The sequence below is a fragment of the Actinosynnema sp. NPDC002837 genome (assembly GCF_040295345.1).
GTDB lineage: Bacteria > Actinomycetota > Actinomycetes > Mycobacteriales > Pseudonocardiaceae > Actinosynnema.
In genome coordinates, this window is record NZ_JBEOVG010000095.1 from 17,638 (window position 1) to 35,709 (window position 18,072).

Consider the following 18,072-nt stretch of genomic DNA (forward strand, 5'->3'; position numbering starts at 1 on the left):
CGGTCTCGTGCGGTCAGGGGGTCAGGAGTCGTTCCGCGTCGTGGTCGCTCAACGCGTCCACGTCGGCGAGCACCAGGTCGGTGACCCGTTCGGCCACCGCGGCGACGGTGCGCCGCTCGAACAGCAGCACCGGTGACAGCGCCACGCCGAACGCGCGGCTCATCGCGTTGGTCACCCGGATCGCGAGCAGCGAGTGCCCGCCGAGCGCGAAGAAGTCGTCGGTCGCGCCCACCCGCGGCCGGCCCAGCGCCTCGGCCCACAGCTCGGCCACGGCGAGCTCGGCGCTGTCGCGCGGCTCGACGAACTCCGCCGCCGGCACGTCGGCCTGCTCGGGCGCGGGCAGCGCCCGCCGGTCGAGCTTCCCGTTGGGCAGCAACGGGAGGGCGTCCAGCACCACCAGCGCGCCGGGCACCGCGTACCCGGTGAGCCGGTCGGCGGCGAACGCGCGCAGCTCGGTCGTGCCCACGGCGGCGCCGGGCGCGGGCACCACGTAGCCGACCACGGTCGGACCGGCGGCGGTGGCGCGCACGGCGGCCACGGCGTCGGCGATCCCGGGGTGCTCGCGCAGCACGGCCTCGATCTCGCCCAGTTCGATGCGCACACCGCGCACCTTCACCTGGTCGTCGGCGCGGCCGAGGAACTCCGCGGACCCGTCCGGCCGCAGCCTGCCCACGTCGCCGGTGCGGTAGAGCCGCTGTCCGGGCCGTTCGAAGTGCGGCACGAACGACTCGGCGGTGCGCCGCGGGTCGTGCAGGTAGCCCCGGGCCAGCCCGACACCGCCCAGGTACAGCTCGCCGGGCACGCCGACCGGCACCGGCCGCAGGTGCTCGTCCAGGACGTGCACCTCGTTGTTGTCCAGCGGCACGCCCAGCGACACGGCGCCGGCGGCGGCGTCCGGGCCCACGTCGTCGGGACCGCAGACGTGGAAGGTCGAGTCGATCGACACCTCGGTGGCGCCCCAGGTGTTGTCCAGGCTGATCGACCGGCCCGCCGCGGCCGTGACGTCGAGGAACCGGCGCACCAGGTCCGGGCGCAGCGCCTCGCCGCTGGACAGCACGCTGCGCAGCGACGGCCAGCCGGCCAGGTCGGCGGGGGTGACCGCCTCGACGAAGAACTCCAGCATGCTGGGCACGAACTGGACGTGCGCCGCGTCGTGCCGGACGCCGGCGGCCACGATCGCCCGCGGGTCGCGGTGCAGCCCGGGGCCGAGCAACGCCACCACACCGCCGGTCAGCAGCGGCCAGAACACCTCCACGGCGGCGTCGTCGAAGGTCAGCGTGGTCTTGTGCAGCACCGTCCCGCCGGGCCGCAGGCCGTGCCGGCGCTGCATCCACAGCATCCGGTTGACCCAGCCCTCGTGCGTGCTGGCCACGCGCTTCGGCTCGCCGGTCGACCCGGACGTGCAGTACACCGAGCACAGGTCGAGCGGGTGCACGTCGGGCAGCGCGACGTGCGGACCGGGGTCGACCAGCTCGTCCGGGGTCGCGGTCGGCACGCCCGCGTCGGGCAGGCCGTGATCCGACAGGCACAGCCGGGCGCGGGCGCCGGTGAGCAGCTTGGCCACCCGCGCGGGCGGCGTGTCGGTCTCCAGGGGCAGGAACGACGCCCCGGCCTTGAGCACGCCCAGCAGCGCGGGCACGAGGTCAGCCGTGCGGTCCATGCGCACGCCCACCACGTCGTCCACCCGCACGCCGCGGGCGACCAGCGCCCGCCCGATCGCGTCGGACCGGTCGGCCAGTTCCCGGTAGGACAGCCGTTCGCCGTCCGCCGTGATCACGGCCAAGGCGTCGGGGGTGCGGGCGGCCTGGTCGGTGAACAGCTCGTGCAGGGTGCGGGCGGGGAAGGGCACGGGCTCGGGCACGGTGACCGCGCGCAGCCCGGCCGCCTCCTCGGGCGAGGACAGCGCGGCCTCGTCGACGCGCTGCTCCGGCCGGTGCGCCAGGTCCGCCAGCAGGGTGTCGAACTGGCGGGCCCAGCGCCGCACGGTGTCCGCCCGGTAGAGCGCGGCGTCACCGGTGACGCGGCAGTCGATCCTGCCGTCGGCCCAGGTGGTGAAGGCGATCTCGACGTCGTAGCGCGCCGTCTTCCCGGCCACGGGCACCGCGCCGGTCGTCACGCCGGCCAGCTCGGGCAGCCGCACCGCGCCGGGCTGGATGTCCACCAGCACGCCGAACAGCGGGGTGCGCGAGAGGTCCCGCTCCGGCGCCAGCTCCTCCACGAGCAGGTCGAACGGCACGTGCCGGTGGGCGTAGGCCTCGATCATCCGACGGCGGACCCGCCCGACCAGCTCGGCGAACGGCGGGTTGCCGGTCAGGTCGTTGCGCAGCACCAACATGGCCAGGAACGGCCCGATCAGGTTCTTGCGCACGGCCTGGTCGCGTTCGGCGAGCGAGGTGCCGGTGACCACGTCGCCGCGCCCGGACACCCGGTGGCAGAACACCTGGGCGGCGGCCAGCAGCACCGAGAACAGGGTCGCCCGCCGGGAGCGCGCCACCCCGGCGAGCGCCTCGGCGGCGCGCGGGGACAGGGTGAACGAGGCGGTCGTGCCGCGACCCGAGCGGCGGGCGGGCCGCGCCCGGTCCGGTGGCAGCTCGAACGCGGGCGCGTCGGCCAGCTCGGCGCGCCAGAACGCCAGGCCGCGGGCCAGCCGGTCACCGACCGCGAGCTGCTCGTCGGCGGCCAGCGCGACCTCGCGGAACTGCGCGGGCGGCGCGGGCAGCTCCGGGTCGACGCCCGCGTGGTGCGCGTCGTACAGCGCGGCCAGCTCGTCCTGGAACACCGCCGCCGACCAGCCGTCGAACGCGATGTGGTGCACGCTCACGCACAGCACGTGCTCCTCGGCGGAGAGCCGGAACAGCCGGGCCCGGATGGGCAACCCGCCCGCCAGGTCGAACGCCACGCGCAGCTCGGCGTCCACGGCCGGGCCGAGCTCGCTGCCCTCGGGCAGCGCGGTCACCGCCAGGTCGAACGCGCCGGCCGGCCGGACGACCGCGACCGGCTCGTCGTGCACCGTGACGACGGAGGTGCGCAGGACCTCGTGGCGGGCGACGATCCCGGTCAGCGCCGAGCGCAGCGCGGGCACGTCCAGCGGCCCGGAGAACCGCAGCACCAACGGCACCAGCAGCTCTTCGCCAGTGGGGTCGAGCTGGTGGGTGAACCACAGCCGCCGCTGGTTGCGGGGCAGCGCACCCGCCGCCGGGCCGCCCGCTGGCGGGTCGGCGATCACGGGGTCGGCGATCACGGGGTGGGCCATCACCTGGTCGGCCATCACGGTCCCTCCGTCCGGAATCGGTCGCCGTCGGTGGAAGGTCCGCCGCCGGTCAGGTCGAACGCGGCCAGCCGCAGCTCGGAGGTGTAGCGCTGCCCCGCCCCGTCGCGCAGCCACAGCCCGTTGTGCCGCGGCAGCATCTCGGAGACGGTCAGCACCGAGCCCGTCTCCGCCGCCCGCCGGGCGAACTTCGCCAGCAGGTTCACGTAGACCGGGCTGTCGAAGTCGATGTAGACCGGCTTGGCGCCCTTCACCGGCGTCACGAAGACCTGCTCCGGCAGCCCCAGCTCGCGCCGCCACCGCCGGGCCAGCACGAACCTCAGCGCCTCGTCCTTGCACTTGGCGAACGGCACCGACGCGCTCGGCACCCGCCACTTCTCCCGGCTGAGCACCACCTTGTCGACGGTGACGCGCGGCGTGTGCGGGCGGTCGTCGAACAGGCTGAACCGGTCGATCACCGCGTCCATCAGGATCTCGGAGAACGCGTCCAGCACGTCGAACACCTCGCCGGTGGGCAGGCGCAGCGCCAGTCCGCCCGCCACCCGCACCACCGCGACGTCGCGCGCGGCGACCAGGCCGGGCCGGTCGGCGTGCACGGTGTGGTGCGTGGTCTCCAGCAGGAAGTCGCGGTCCCGCACGAACCCGGGGTGCGTGCGGATCGACAGGCGCGGCAGGCTGCCCTTGGGCAGCACGGGCAACAGCCTCGGCCGGGGGAACTCCTCGTCGGTCTGCGCGAGCAGCGCGGGCAGGTCGGGGTGCTGGCTGACGAGGCAGTTGCTGCGCTGGGCGTTGATCGCCATGTGCGCCTCGCCGAGCACCAGCTCGAACTCGCCGCGGTTGATCGCGTCGGCGTCCCGGGCGGCCACCATGAGATCCGGGCTGAAGTGCCGGGCGGCCGACCACCCCGGCCCGCCGGCGGCGAACGCCGCGCCCACGGCGGGCAGCAGGTCGGCGAACGCCCGGCGCACCCGCCGTTCGCCCTCGGGCAGCCGCAGCACCTCGGCCCACCGGCGGCGGAACTCCGCGGCGGTGGCGTCGGCCGCGCGGTTGATCGCCGAGCGCAGCGGCACCAGCGACTTCACCCAGAACGCCGCGAAGTCGACCGGGGCGGCGGTGTCGAACGACCGGTGCACCTCGTCCAGCGCGGGCCGCACGCCCGCGGAGACCTCGGCGCAGAACCACCGCGCGCTGTCCGCGAGCAGCCGCACCGGTTCCGCCGCGGCCAGCACGGTCGTGCCGATGGTCAGGTCGGCGTCCCGGCGGGAGTCGGCGTAGACCAGCGTCCGGCCGCCGTAGGCCTGGCCCGCGTTGCGGGTGGACGGCCCGGAGGTCAGCTCGGTGAACGTGGCGTCCAGGTCGAGCAGGGCGGCGGTGACCTCGTCGGCCCCGGCGTCGACCTTGGCCTGCAACCCGGCCCGCCCGGCGTCCAGCCGGTCCAGCAGCCGCGCGGCGGACTCCCGCAGCGCGTCGTCGGACACGCCCTCGACGAACGCCCGCAGCTCGCGCAGGGGCCACTTGGACACCGGCACGTCCAGCTTCCAGCTCACCCAGCGGCGCTTGGCGAAGCCGTCCAGCACCGCGACCACCGAGTCCACAGTGGACGCTTCGGTGAGCAGGGCGGGCATGTCGCGGACCCGGGTGCGCCCGTCGCACAGGCGCAGCACGGACGCCTCGGCCGCGCTCAACGCGACCGGCTTGCCACCGGGCGGCGACACCACGTCCCCGTCCAGCTTCAGGAAGGCGTTGCGCCGCGGGCGCAGCCAGGTCCGCAGGCCGGGCAACGCCTGCACCACGTCGGCGAGCCGGTCGACCGCCCACGGCTCGAAGTAGACCTCCATGCTCCGGGTGAGACCGGGCCCCGGCCGCAGCCGGGTGTCCGCCTCGGCGACCGCGGTCGCCCACAGCACCGGACCGAAGAACCCGATCGAGTCGTTCTTCACGCAGTAGCGCTGCCAGTAGGACGCGATCAGCTCCTCCCTGGCACGGTGCTTGGCGTTGCGCGGCTCCTCGTCGGACCGCCAGCGCAGCAACGGCGCGAGGGCGCCGTCGATCAGCCGGTGGTTCTGCCAGGCCACCGCGCGGCGGAACTCGCCGTCGGCGGCCACCCGCTGCAACTCCACCCCGCCGGCGCGGGCGGCGATGTCGAACGCGGCGCGGTACCCGCTCCACCGCGGGTCGTCCGGCGCGGCGCCGGCCAGGTCGTCGGCGCGGTCGAGCAGCGCCGGCGCCCGCAGCCGTAGCACGCCGTCGGCGGGGAAACCCGCGCCGCGCGCGATCACGTGCGGCGACCAGCGCCAGCCGCCGCCGAGCGTCAGGTGGTCCGGTCGGGCGAGCGGGACGTCGTCCGCGATCGCGCCCGGAGCCGGCAGCACTGTGGTCACGGGGCCTCCTGTCCATCGGGCGCGCCGAGCCGGTCGACCATCGCGAAGCGCAGCTCGGACGTGCAGCGGTCGCCGTTCTGGTCCACCAGCCACAGGTGGTCCAGGTCGGGCAGCAGTTCGGTGAAGCCGAGGAGCTGGTCGGGTGCGGCGCCGCGCAGCATCTTGGCCAGCACGTTCACCAGCACCGGGCTGTCGAAGTCGACGTACACCGGCTTGTCGGTGGAGCCCGCCTTGGCGAACACCCGCGGCGGCAGGCCGGCGGCCTCCCGCCAGGCGCGGGCCGCGACGAACCGGCGGGCCTCGTCCTTCTCGGACGCGAACGGCACCTCGGCCGCCGGGAAGCGCCACGTCTCGCGCTGCACCACGGCGCGGTCCACGACCACCCTCGGCACGTGCGCGTGCCCGGCGAACAGGCTGTGCGCGTTGAGCACCACGTCCATCAGGACCTCGGAGAACACGTCGAGCAGGTCGTGCCGCGTGCCGTCCGGCAGCACCGCGACCAGGCCGTCGTGGTCCTCGTGCACGGTGATCGCGCTGCTGGGGAGCAGCCCCGGCCGGTCGGCGGGGACGGTGTGGTGGTGGAACTCGACCAGCCGGTCGGCGTCGCGGGTGAGCGCGGACTGGGTGCGGGTGGACCGGCGGACCGGGCCGCTGCGCGGTGGGGCGGGCAGCAGCCGCGGTCGCGGGAAGTCCGCGTCGACGTGCCGCAGCAGGTCGGCAGGCTCCGGGTGCTGGGTGACGAAGCAGTTGCTGCGCTGGCTGTTCATCGCCAGGTGGATCTCGCCGACGACCACTTGGAAGTCGCCGCGGCGCACCGCGTCCAGGTCGGTCGCCGAGATCATCAGGTCGGGGCTGAGGTAGCGCGCGGCGCTCCAGCCCGGTCCCGGCACGTCGAACGCGGCGCGCACCGCGGGCAGCAGTTCGGCGTGCGAGCGGCGCACCTCGGTCGCGCCCGGCGGCGGGCGGAGGACGTCCGCCCAGCGCGCCGCGTACTCGACGCGGGCCGCGTCCACCGCCGCCGTCACGTCCCGGCGCAGCGGGCCCAGGGCCGCCGCCCACAGGTCGGACAGGGCGCACGGCCCGCCGACGCGGCGGTAGACCTCCAGCAGCGTGGCGCGCGCCGTGTCGGCGGCCTGCGCGCACAACCAGCGGCAGCCCCGGGCCAGCAGCTCCACCGGCTCGACCGCGGCCATCAGGTCCTGGCCGAACACGGCGTCCAGGTCGCGGGCGCAGTCCTGGTACATCAGCGTGCGGCCGCCGTAGGCCTGACCGCCGTGACGCCGCCCGTCCGCGCCGGTCAGCTCGTGGAACACCCGGTCGGCCGCGGTCAGCGCCTCGGTCAACGCGGTCGCGTCGCCCGCTCGGGCGACGGCCTCCCGGCACGCCTCCAGCCGGTCCAGCGGTGCCAGGCAGGCGTCGCGCAGATCTTCGTCGTCCACCCGCTCCAGCACCGCGCGCAGTGCCCGTTCGGGGAACGGCGTCACCGGCAGGTCGATCTTCCAGGTGATCCACCGCCGGCGGGCGAAGTCGGCCAGCACCTCGGCGACCTCGTCACCGCCGAGGTCTCGGGCCCGCGCCACCCCGTCGCAGGCGCGCAGCACCCGTGCCTGGAGGGGGTTCAGGTCGACCGGGGCGCCCATCGGCAGTTCGACCCGATCGCCGACCAGTCGCAGGTAGGGCATCCGCCGGGGCGCGAGCCAGGGCCGCAGCCCCGGCGTGGCGCCGACGACCTCGGCCAGCCGGTCGACCGCCCAGCTCTCGAAGAACACGGTGGACCGGCGCACCAGCCGGTCGCCGACGACGACCTCGCTGTGCGGGCGGTCGTCCCACCGTGCCCAGCCGACCGGTCCGAAGAAGCCGATCGAGTCGTTCTTCAGGCAGTAGCGCTGCCAGTAGGAGGCGATCAGCTCCTCGCGCTGCCGGTTCTTGGAGTTGCGCGACTCGGTGGCCGGGCGGCGCAGGAACGGTTCGACGGCCAGCGGGAGCAGGCTGTGGTTCTGCCAGGTCACCGCGTGCTGGAACAGCGGGGACGCGGCGATGTCGCGCAGCCGTTGCCCCATCGCGGTGGTGGCGGCCTCGAACCGCTCGCGGAACCGCTGCCACGCGGCGGGGTCGTCCCCGGCGGCGACCGCTTCGTCGGCGTGCCCGCCCAGTTCGGGGTCGGCCAGGTCGAGCACGCCGGAAGCGGCGAAGCCCGCCCCGCGCACGATCAGCTCCGGCCACCACCGGAAGCCGTCGGTCACGGGCGCCGCTCGTGAGGCCGCGGGTCGTGGTGCTGGCGATTGGGGTGCCGGGGCGGGTTGTGGGGCCGGCGGGCGCCGGCCCGTGACGACGGAGGTCATCGGCGCTTACCCGAGGTCCGCGACGGCGCCGGCGCAGCTCGCCGGCGTCGGGTACATGAAGATGACCACGGGGTCGAGGTCGAGGCCGACGTCCTGGCCGATCCGCTGGATCGCGTCGATCGCCAGCAGGGAATCACCGCCGGCCTCGAAGAAATCGGTGTCCTCGCCGAGCTCGCTGTTCTTCAGCACGTCCCGGAAGACCTCCAGGACGGTTGTGCCGATCGTTTCGACGGACATCCCGCCACCTCCTGCATAGGGTCCCACCTGGCATCTTGATGAGCGGAACGCTAAGAAGGCGGCTTATCGCCGTGCTATCGCGAGGGCAACGGGGCGACCGTTAAGTCCGCGATAGCGGCGGGATAAAAAGGGCGACGAAGGTCAGTCCGCAAGCAGCTCGGTGAAATCGACCCGGGGGTTCGCAGACATGATTTTCCGGATTCTCGGCCCGCTGGACGCGGCCGGCCTGGCGTTCCCGCCGCGTCAGCGGGCGGTGCTGGCCATGCTGCTGTTGCAGGCCAACCGGGTCGTCGCGGTGGACCGGCTGGTGGACGCCGTGTGGGACACCAGGCCGCCGTCCACGGCGCGTGAGCAGATCCAGATCTGCGTGTCCGCGATCCGGCGCGCGCTGCACGGCGCGGGACTGCCGGACGTCGTGGTCCGCCAGACCCCCGGCTACCTGATCCGCTGCCGGGAGGACCAGCTCGACCTGCTGGCGTTCGACGCGTTGGTGACCCGCGCCCGCCTCGCCGCCGCCGGTGACGATCCCCGGGCCGCCGTGGCGCACTTCCGGGAGGCGCTGGCGCTGTGGCGCGGACGGCCGCTGGACGGCGTGAACGGCACGCTGGTCGACGCGGCCCGGACCGCGCTCGCCGACCGGCGGATCTCGGTGGTGGAGGAGCACGTCGACGTCCAGCTGCCGCTCGGCCCCCGGCCGGACCTGATCGGGGAACTGGCGGAACTGGTGGCGGCCAACCCGTTCCGGGAGCGGCTGCGCGCGCAGATGATGACGGCCCTGCACGGGGCCGGCCGGCGAGCCGAGGCCCTGGACGTCTACCAGGACGGCCGCCGACTGCTGGTCGACGAGCTCGGCCTGGAGCCGGGGGAGGAGCTGTCCCGCGTCCAACGGGCGATCCTCGCCGGCGCCGACCCCGCCGCCCACCCCGACCGGACCCCCACCGCCGCCCCCGCGATGTCCAATCGCAGCGCCCCCGCCAGCCTCACCCCCGCCGCCCGTCCAGACTCGGGCACCCGCTCCGGCTCCGGCGTCGGCTCCAGTTCCGGTGTCCGCTCCGGCCCGGGTGCAGGTCCCGACTCGCGTGCCCGTCCCGCCTTGGACGCTCGCTCCGGCTCCGGCTCCGGCTCCTCTCCCGACCCCGGTCCCGGCTCGATGCCGGGCCTTGATCCAGGCCCCGGCCCCGGCCCCGGTCGTGGCCCCGGCGCCGTCACCCGCCGCGCCGTGCCGCACCTGCTGCCACCGACCAGCCGCGACTTCACCGGCCGCACCGACCTCCTCACCCGCGTCCGCGACCTGCTCGCCCCACCCACCACCGACCCGGGCACCCGCGTGGTGGCCGTGGGCGGCCGGGCCTGGAGCGGCAAGACGGCACTCGCCGTGCACACGGCCCACGGGTTGCGCGAGGACTACCCCGACGGCCAGCTGTTCGTCCGGCTCCACGGCGCGGGCGCCGACCCCGTCGACCCGGCCCACGCGCTCGCCCGCTTCCTGCGCGCCCTGGGCGTGCCCGAGCCGTCGATCCCCCCGAGCACCGACGAGCGCACCGACCTCTACCGCGACCTGACCGCCGACCGCAGGGTGCTGGTCGTGCTGGACGACGCGGCGGACGAACGGCAGGTCGCACCGCTCCTCCCGGGCAGCCCGACCTGCGCCGTCATCGTCACCAGCAGGCGCGGGCTGACCACGCTCGTGGGCGCCTGGCACGTCACGACCGGCCCGCTGAGCGCCGGCGAAGGCGCACGCCTGGTCACCGCCGTGATCGGCGCGGAACGCGCGGGAGCGCAGCAGGACGACGTCCTGCGGTTGGCCGAGGAGTGCCGCGGCGACCCGCTCGCGCTGCGCCTGGCCGGCGCGCGCCTGGCGGCCCGCCCGCACTGGCCCGTCGCGACCCAGACCGCCCGCCTCACCGCGGGCGACGGCTGGCGCGAGCTCGCCCGGGACGTCGAAGAGGCGCTGAAAACCCCGCACGCCCGCCTGAGCCCGGTGGCCCGCCGCCTGCTGCGCCGGATCGGCGTGCTCGGACCCGGACCGGTCGAGTTCCCCGGCACGCTGTGCGCCGCGCTGCTGGACACCCACCCCGACGAGGCCGACGACGCGCTCGCCGAACTGGTCGACGCCGGCCTGTTCGAGCTGGAACGCGCCCCCGACGGCGGACTGACCTGCCACGTCGGCGGCCTGGTCGTGGCGTTCGCGCGGCAACGGCCGACCGAGGGCGCGCGGCCACGACGGGTGCACGCGCCCCGTCGCGCGCAAGACCGGGGGATGGGCGTGGTGCTCGCCCTTCCCGCCGCGCGCGCCTCCGAGCCGCGCGCACTGCGCACCGCGACCTCGGGCCGGTGACCGCCGTGCCCGGCGATAGGACATCGATGGCGGCGACGTCTTCGCTTCGGCGGGACGGCGGCCCACAGGAGAGGACGGTGGTGGCGATGCCGGATCGAGCCGGTGTTGCGGTGCTGACGGCCGAGGTGCTGGACCTGTCCCTGCGCCCGCCGGTGCGCCGGGTCGGGGTGCTGTGCGGCACGGAGGAGGGCGCGGGCGGGCAGTACCTGTCCTTCGCCGCCGAGCTGGGCGCGCGGTTCGGCGCCGTCGGGCTCGGGGTGGTGTGCGGCGGCGCCCCGGTCGGCGTGCTCGGCCGGTTGGTGCGCACCGCGCACGCCGCGGGCAGTCCGGTGAACAACGTGGTGCCGCTGTCCTCGCTGGGCGGCGGTGTGCCGAAGGTCGGCGGCACGGTGCTGCAAGCCGTCCGCACCGAGGACGAGCGGATCAAGCTGGTGCACCGGCTCGCCGACGGCTTCGTCGTGCTGCCGGGCGGCGTGGAGGTCCTGCGCGAGCTGGCCGAGCTGATGGCGCTGGAGCAGGCGCGCGGCCTGGCCCGGCCGATCGTGCTGGTCAACCGGCGGGGCTTCTTCGACCCGCTGGTGGCGCTGCTGGCGCAGGCGGAGGCGGACGACTTCGCCACCAGCGCCCAGGTGAGGATGCTCGACGTGGCCGACACCGCCGACGACGTGCTGCGCCTGCTCGGCAGGCCCACGCCGTGACCGACTTCGACCGGGCACGACCGACCGACATGACGACGAACCGAGCACAGGGTGGTGATGGGTCGTGACCAAGGGGATGACGGCGACGCGGAGGGGCACGTCGGTCGAGGTGCGGCAGGGCACCGGGGTGTCCTTCGGCACCTTCGGCGAGCTGTTGCAGGGCGCGCTGCCCGGGTCGGGTGAGGACTTCCTGGTGACGCTGCCGATCGCCCGCTGGTCCACCGCGCGGATCACGCTGTTCCCGGACTCGTCCGAGCTGCGCGTGTCGCCCGAGCACAAGCGGAAGTCCGCGTTCGTCGCGCGGTCGGCCCTGGACCGGTTCGGCGCGGGTCGGTTCGGCGGCACGCTGGAGATCGCCAGCGACCTGCCCGAGGGCAAGGGCATGGCCAGTTCCTCGGCCGACCTCGTGGCCACCGTGCGGGCGGTCGGCGACGCGCTGGGACGCGTCGTGGGACCGAGGGAGACCGAACTGCTGCTGCGCGGCGTCGAGCCGACCGACGGCCTGATGCACCCCGGCATCGTCGCGTTCCACCACCGCCGCGTGGCGCTGTGCCGGGCGCTGGGCGCGCCGCCGCCGCTGACCGTGATCGGCGTGGACGAGGGCGGCCAGGTGGACACCGTGGACTTCAACACCACCCGTCCGGCGATCACCGCCGCCGAGCGCCGCGAGTACGGCGTGCTGCTCGACGACGTCGCCGCGGCACTGGCGCGGGGCGACCTGGCGGCGGTCGGAAGGGTGGCCACCCGCAGCGCCGAGCTGAACCAGCGCCGCTGCCACAAGCGCCTGCTCGAACCGCTGACCGCGATCAGCCGGGACGCGGACGCCCTCGGCGTGGTCGTCGCGCACAGCGGCACGATGGTCGGCGTGCTGGTGTCGCGCACCGACCCGGACCACGACGCGAAAGTCGACGAGATTCGCGCGGCTTGTCGGGAACTGGGCGCCCCGGTATCGGTGGATCGCACCACGGGAACAGGTCCCGCCGCGCCCCACAACACATTCGCGAAAGGGGCGGCAACTACGGCCGCCTAGATGGACGTGCAGGTCAAGGTGGGTTTGAGCGGCTTCTGGGTGATCTCTATTCAGCCGCGATAATGCCTCCATCGCGGCACGATAAGGCCGCGATGGTGAGCATTCCTAACGTCGGTTCCAACAGCAGGAACCGACCGGGAAGAGGCCCCGAAATGAACATCACCAAGACCTTCGCCACCGCCACCGCGATCGCCGCAATCGTGCTCTTCCCGGTCCTCGGCGCCACCGCCGCCCACGCCGACGACACGCCCTGGGGCCCGACGACGACCGCCTCCGACGACACCCCGTGGGGCCCCACGTCCGACGACACCCCTTGGGGCCCGACCTCCGACGACACCCCGTGGGGTCCGACTTCCGACGACACCCCGTGGGGTCCGACGTCCGACGACACGCCGTGGGGTCCGACGCAGACCGCGCTGTGATCCGGTTCAGCCCACCCCGAGCGCCGCCAACGCCTGAGCGGCGCGCTCCCGGGACGCGGTCATGTTCCGCTCGGTGAACACCGCGATCGCCCGGTCCAGCAGGTCGGCGGCCTGCACCCGGTCACCCCGGCCGGCCAGCACCAACGCCAGCTCCGTGCACGTCTCCGCCGCGCCGGCGTGGTCCATCGCCCGCTCGTGCACCTCCAGCGCCCGCCGCAGCAGCTCCTCGGCGCCCGCGCCGTCGCCCAGCGCCAGCTTCACCTCCGAGAGCAGGTGGAGCACCCGCGCCTCGCCCACGATGTCGTGCAGCTCCCGGACACCGTCCAGCAGCTCGGTCAACGCCGCTTCGGCCTCCCGGTGGTCCCCGCGCCGCACCATCAAGTCGCACAGCCGGTAGCGGACCTGCACCTCGACCCGCCGGTTGCCGACCTCCCGGCAGATGCCCAACGCCTCGCGCAGCCGACCTCCGGCCTGCTCCTCCGCCCCGTTGCGCACGTCGATCTGCGCGAGCTGCGTCAGCACGTACGCCTGCCCCACCGGGTCGCCCGACTGGCGGAACCCGTCCAGCGCGGCCAGGTACTCCGGCTCGGCCCGCTCCGCGTCGCCGCGCCGGTGGTGCGCCAGCGCCAGGTTGCGCCGCACCATCGCGACACCCAGGACTTCGCCCAGCTCCTCGAACAGCGCCAGCGCCGGGTCAAGCAGGTCGGCCACGTCGTGCCCGCGCGACCGGCTCAGCCGCAACGACGCCAGCGAGCACAGCAACGCCGCCTCGCCCCGCCGGTCACCGGCCGCGCGCACCACCGCCAGCGCCCGCTCGTGCGTGCGCTCCCAGTCGTCGAAGTAGCAGCGCGCCTCGAACAACGTCACCAACGTGACCGCGAGGTCCCAGCACAGCTCGACCAGGTCGCCGGCGGCGGCCAGCTCGACCGCCGAGCACAGGTTGCGGTGCTCCGCCTCCAACCACGCCACCGGGTCGGCCAGCAACCGGTCCACAGAGGACCGGGGCAGTCGACGGCGCGGCGCACCACCGTGCAGCACGGTGAAGTCACCGCCGTAGATGCGCGCGTGCGCCTCCTCGGCCAGCGCGAGCCAACCGCCCGACACCCGTGCCAACGCGTCCTCGGGCGCGTCCTGCTCGGCGTGCCGCTCCAATTGCTCACGGGCGTACAACCGGATCAGGTCGTGGAACTTGTAGCGCGGGCTGCCGTCGAGGTCGATGGCCACGATCTCCAGCATCTGCGCGTCGACCAGCAGCTCCAGCAGGTCCGCCGCCCGGTACAGGTCCGCGTCCAGCAGCGCGGCGGCCACCCAGGTGGGGAAGCTCAGGCCGTCGAGCAGGCCCAGCAGGCGCAGCAGCCGCCGCGCGTCCGGGCCGAGGCCGTCGTAGGTGAGCGCCAGGCTGGCCCGGACCACCATCTCGCCGTGCGCCAGCTCGTCCAGCCGGCGGCGTTCGTCGGACAACCGCTCCAGCATCCACGCCAACGACCACTGGCGGCGGGCGGCCAGCCGCGCGGCCACGATCCGCAGCGCCAGCGGCAACCCGCCGACCAGCCGGATCAGCGCGGTCGCCGCGGCGGGCTCGGCGTCCACCCGTTCCGGGCCGATCACCGTGGCCAGCATGTCCATCGCCTCGTCGTGCTCGAGCACGTCGACCTCGAGCACCCGCGCACCGGGCAGACCGGTCAGCCTGGCCCGGCTGGTCACGATCATCGCGCACGTGCCGCTGCCCGGCAGCAACGCCTGCACGTGGCCCTCGGCCGCCGCGTCGTCCAGCACGATCAACATCCGCTTGCGGGCCACGAGTTGGCGGTACATCTCGGCCCGCTCGTCGGCGGCGTCGGGGATCGAGGAACCCGGGATGCCCAACGCGCGCAGGAACCGCCCCAGCACGTCGGCCGCCGTGGCGGGCGCGGCCCGGGTGCCCGCGAGGTCGCAGTACAGCTGACCGTCGGGGAAGTGCTCCTCCACCACGCGATGAGCGAGGTGCACGGCCAACGCGCTCTTGCCCACGCCCGGCTTGCCCACCAGCGCCAGCACCCGCGTCGCGCGTTGCGGACCCGTCAGCAGCTCCTCGGCCCGCGCGATCAGCCGGGCGCGACCGGTGAAGTCGCCCATGTCCGCCGGCAGTTGGAACGGCGCGGTGGTCTCCGGCGCGCGTTGCGCCGGCACCTCGGGCTCGGGCGTCGAGACCAGCAGGCCGGGGTCGCCGGCGAGGATGGCGCCCTCCAGCCGGCGCAGCTCGTCACCCGGCTCCAGGCCGAGCTCGTCCACCAGCAGGTCGCGCGCGACCCGGTACACCTCCAACGCCTCGGCCTGCCGCCCCGACCGGTGCAGCGCGAGCATGAGCTGGCCGCGCAGGCGTTCCCGCAGCGGGTGCTGGGCCACCAGGGCGCTGATCTCGCCGACCAGGTGGTGGTGGCGGCCCGCGGCCAGCTCCAGGTCCAGCGACATCTCCAAGGCGGCGAGCCGGTCCTCGTCCAGCTTGGCCGCGCGGGCGTTGAGGGCGCGGCTGGTGGTGCCGCCCAACGCGGGCCCGCGCCACAGCCCGAGGGCCTGGCGCAACAACGTGGACGCCACCACCCGGTCACCGACCCGGATCGCCTCCTCGGCGTCGGCGGTCAACCTGGCGAACAGGTGCAGGTCCAGCTCCCCTTCGGCGACCCGCAGCAGGTAGCCGGGCGGCTTGGTGGCGATGGCCTCGCCGCGCCCGGCCCGGATCAGGGTGCCGCGCAGCGCCGACACGCAGATCTGCACCTGCGTGCGCGCGGTCGCGGGCGGTGCGTCGTTCCAGATCGCGTCGACCAGCGTGTCGACGCCGACGACCCGGTTGGCCTCCAGCAGCAGGATGGCGAGCACCACCTGCTGCCGCCCCGGCGGGATCTTCACGTCACCGTCGGTCCCGCTGGAGACGTGCAGGGGCCCGAGGACGCGGTAGACCACACCGGTTTCCGGTAATCGCGCTGGCAAACCCACTGCTACTCCCCAAGTCGACCGCGTGATCACGGTAACTCGCGGTGAGCGCCGGTGTCACCGTCGTGCTCGAACCTCACCGGCCCGCTCGTCCGACAGGACCAACGGGCCTTCGGCAGTCGGTCCCACCGGCGGGGCCGCGCCGCCACCACCCCGTCCGCTACCCCGGCGCGATGAAGAAGTAGGTCTTCTGGAACCGCAGCAAGCCGTGCTCGGACAACGCGAAGACGTCCGCGAAGCCCACCTCCCGACCCGTCGCCCGGTGCGTCAGCCGCCCGGTCACGGTGACCCGGTCGTCGACGCCGAACACCTCCTCCACCACGTGATTGCCGACGCTCAGCCCGGCGTGCCCGGACTCGACCTGGGCGGGCAGCACCCGCTCACCGGGCCGCACGATCCTGGCGTCGGCCGCGAACAGCGACGCGTACCCGTCGAGGTCGCCCTGGTCGAGGTAGAGGTAGCTGAGCCGGACGTGGTCGATCCCCATCGCCGTGACCCCGGCATCCGCGCTCATCGGCGACCCCCTCTCTCGTTGTGCCATCAAGACCAACCTGCCCGCCGCCGCTTACCCCGTCCTATTGCCCGGCTATCGGTCGCCCGACCGTGGGGGAGCGCCGGTCGTCCGGGGTTCTGGCGTTACCTCCTCCAGCACGTCCCGGCGACCTGCCCTGGGGTCATGGGCCGCCCCGACCACCGCGCCGAGGTCCGCGAGTCCCTCAGCTCGCGGCGGGCGCGCATCACCCCTGACCAGGCCGGACTGCCCGCCTACGGCGGCAACCGGCGCGTGGCCGGGCTGCGCCGGGAGGAGGTGGTGCTGCTCGCCGGGGTGTCCATCGACCACTACGTGCGCCTGGAACGCGGGAACCTGTCCGGCACCTCGGCGAGCGTGCTGGACGCGGTGAGCCGGGCGTTGCAGCTCGACGAGGCCGAGCGCGCGCGGTCGGCCTGCTCGCCGTGCTCTCCGCGAAGCAGTCGGCGCCGAGCGCAGCATCCTGATGGGACGTCACATCAAGGTCGAGTTCTGACCCGGGAACGATGGCGCACCCCACGGCGGAGCAGGAGGGTGACGAGACCCACCCGGGAGTCGAACCCGGAAGTCGACGGCTTTGCAGGCCGCCTCACGACCGTCGTGACGTGGGCCGGATGATCGTCGGCCCACCGGTGGCGGGCCGTCGATCCGGTCGCGCGTCCTGGGGTCGAACCAGGGAACCTGGAGATATGAGCTCCGGGTGGCCACCGGGCCACGCGCGTCGCCACCACACCGAGCGCTCCCGGCGCGGTGGTGGTTGGGGTGACCGACCGGACTCGCACCGGCTTCGACCAGAGTCACAATCTGGCGCCTCGTCTGCTTCGGCCTCGGTCACAGCCGTCCCGCCAGGAGTCGAACCTGGGCCTTCCGCCGGTCGGCGGGTGCTCTGCCTGCTGAGCCACGGGACGTGATCGTGCTGCCTGGTGTTCCTGCGCTGCCCGTCGAGGGTTCGAACCTCGGTCTCCGCGGTCAGAACGCGGTGTCCATGCCGACTGGACCAACGGGCACCGAGCCGGTGCTCGGCGGCTCCCGGTCCAGGGCTCGAACCTGGGCTGGACGGATCCAAAATCCGCCGTGCTGCCGACTACACCAACCGGGATCGTGCGTGCCCCCACCAGGATTCGAACCTGGACTCGACGCGTCCTGAACGCGTTGCCTCTTCCGTTGGGCTACAAGGGCGGGTGCGCCGGGAACCGCGTGCGCGGTCGCCCGGTGCCGCGCGCCTCTCCCCGGCCAGGGCGAGGCGCGTGAATACATGTCTGCTCCGCTGTGGAGTTGTCAACGAACATTCCGGTCCAGGAATGGGCGGAATTCGGCAGTGGCGGAAGGAGTCGAACCCTCGGGCAACGGTTTTGGAGGCCGTTCCGCTTCCCAAGCGCGCCACCACGGATAACTGATCCAGGTGCGGGAAATAGCAGAGCCGCCCGGATCGGTTCCCCGATGGGCGGCTCCCTGTCCACGTGACCGGATCCGGTCAGGGCGGGGAGTCCGCGCAGCTCAGGTGCATGTGGTGCCAGTGCGACGCCGACATCTGCTGGTCGGAGGACGGGCACCCGGCGACGATCGCGGCGCGTTGACACCTGCGCTGCGAACCCCGCTTCCACGTGCTCGTCATGGTTTCGACCCTTCTTCTCTCGGCGTGGTCCAAGTATGCACGTCGCCCAGGATTGCGGCAATGCCCTTTTTCTGACTCGCTCTCAAGGCAGGCGGAACTCGCCCGTTATTGGTCGGCTGTTCCGCACGGGCCGCGGCGGGGGGTGTGGGGGGGGGCGCGCCCCCCCCCCCGGCCGGGCGCCCCCCGCGCGGGCAGCCCCCGCCCGCCCCGGGGGCGCACTACGCAAGAGCGGGCGGGGGAGA

General features: G+C 74.2%; 11 protein-coding genes, 6 tRNA genes and 1 pseudogene. 5 read left to right on the plus strand and 13 right to left on the minus strand.

The features are described from left to right. Positions 1-13: 13 nt before the first annotated feature. The 4 genes from ABTZ99_RS37705 to ABTZ99_RS37720 form a co-directional block, all read right to left on the minus strand. Positions 14-3,268 (minus strand): amino acid adenylation domain-containing protein, encoded by a 3,255-nt coding sequence (locus ABTZ99_RS37705; protein ID WP_499617914.1) that lies wholly within the window; start codon positions 3,266-3,268, stop codon positions 14-16. Next, complete coding sequence (locus tag ABTZ99_RS37710) at positions 3,268-5,649, minus strand: lantibiotic dehydratase (RefSeq protein WP_499617915.1); 2,382 nt, start codon at positions 5,647-5,649, stop codon at positions 3,268-3,270. Before ABTZ99_RS37710 ends, ABTZ99_RS37705 begins: the two co-directional genes overlap by 1 nt. Then, complete coding sequence (locus ABTZ99_RS37715; RefSeq protein ID WP_499617916.1) at positions 5,646-7,892, minus strand: lantibiotic dehydratase; 2,247 nt, start codon at positions 7,890-7,892, stop codon at positions 5,646-5,648. Before ABTZ99_RS37715 ends, ABTZ99_RS37710 begins: the two co-directional genes overlap by 4 nt. 105 nt (positions 7,893-7,997) lie before the next feature. After that, entirely contained in the window at positions 7,998-8,228 is a 231-nt protein-coding gene (locus ABTZ99_RS37720; protein ID WP_498783193.1) for a phosphopantetheine-binding protein, read from the minus strand. Positions 8,229-8,415: 187 nt separating this feature from the next. Between ABTZ99_RS37720 and ABTZ99_RS37725 the strand changes: the two genes are divergently transcribed. From ABTZ99_RS37725 to ABTZ99_RS37740, 4 genes are all read left to right on the plus strand, one after another. Then, positions 8,416-10,566, plus strand: coding sequence for an AfsR/SARP family transcriptional regulator (locus ABTZ99_RS37725; RefSeq protein WP_499617917.1), 2,151 nt, complete (start codon positions 8,416-8,418; stop codon positions 10,564-10,566). Between the two features lie 86 nt (positions 10,567-10,652). Further along, positions 10,653-11,264: an LOG family protein gene (locus ABTZ99_RS37730; RefSeq protein WP_498783189.1), complete on the plus strand. Its 612-nt coding sequence runs from the start codon at positions 10,653-10,655 to the stop codon at positions 11,262-11,264. A 64-nt stretch (positions 11,265-11,328) separates the two neighbouring features. Continuing rightward, a complete protein-coding gene (locus ABTZ99_RS37735; protein ID WP_499617918.1) occupies positions 11,329-12,294 on the plus strand; it encodes a GHMP family kinase ATP-binding protein in 966 nt (321 codons plus the stop codon). A 152-nt stretch (positions 12,295-12,446) separates the two neighbouring features. Continuing rightward, the gene (locus tag ABTZ99_RS37740; protein ID WP_499617919.1) at positions 12,447-12,716 is read left to right on the plus strand and encodes a hypothetical protein; all 270 of its coding nucleotides are present in this window, start codon (positions 12,447-12,449) and stop codon (positions 12,714-12,716) included. 6 nt (positions 12,717-12,722) lie between these two features. Here the strand turns inward: ABTZ99_RS37740 and ABTZ99_RS37745 are convergent, their stop codons facing one another. Then, positions 12,723-15,689, minus strand: coding sequence for an AfsR/SARP family transcriptional regulator (locus tag ABTZ99_RS37745; RefSeq protein ID WP_499617920.1), 2,967 nt, complete (start codon positions 15,687-15,689; stop codon positions 12,723-12,725). 157 nt (positions 15,690-15,846) lie between these two features. Next, on the minus strand, positions 15,847-16,200 hold the full coding sequence (locus ABTZ99_RS37750; RefSeq protein WP_499617921.1) for a nuclear transport factor 2 family protein: 354 nt from the start codon (positions 16,198-16,200) through the stop codon (positions 15,847-15,849). 162 nt (positions 16,201-16,362) lie between these two features. Between ABTZ99_RS37750 and ABTZ99_RS37755 the strand changes: the two are divergent. Continuing rightward, positions 16,363-16,662 (plus strand): annotated as a pseudogene (locus ABTZ99_RS37755) (transcriptional regulator); the annotation flags it as partial. Positions 16,663-16,755: 93 nt separating this feature from the next. On the opposite strand, the gene ABTZ99_RS37760 reads toward ABTZ99_RS37755, so the two are convergent. From ABTZ99_RS37760 to ABTZ99_RS37790, 7 genes are all read right to left on the minus strand, one after another. Then, a tRNA-Cys gene (locus ABTZ99_RS37760) sits at positions 16,756-16,827 on the minus strand. Between the two features lie 146 nt (positions 16,828-16,973). Beyond that, positions 16,974-17,050, minus strand: a tRNA-His gene (locus tag ABTZ99_RS37765). A gap of 2 nt (positions 17,051-17,052) precedes the next feature. After that, a tRNA-OTHER gene (locus ABTZ99_RS37770) sits at positions 17,053-17,123 on the minus strand. A gap of 26 nt (positions 17,124-17,149) precedes the next feature. Next, a tRNA-Gln gene (locus tag ABTZ99_RS37775) sits at positions 17,150-17,222 on the minus strand. A gap of 19 nt (positions 17,223-17,241) precedes the next feature. Then, positions 17,242-17,314 (minus strand) — tRNA-Gln (locus ABTZ99_RS37780). Positions 17,315-17,321: 7 nt separating this feature from the next. Then, a tRNA-Leu gene (locus ABTZ99_RS37785) sits at positions 17,322-17,394 on the minus strand. Between the two features lie 295 nt (positions 17,395-17,689). Further along, complete coding sequence (locus ABTZ99_RS37790) at positions 17,690-17,830, minus strand: hypothetical protein (RefSeq protein ID WP_498783180.1); 141 nt, start codon at positions 17,828-17,830, stop codon at positions 17,690-17,692. Between the last annotated feature and the right edge of the window lie 242 nt (positions 17,831-18,072).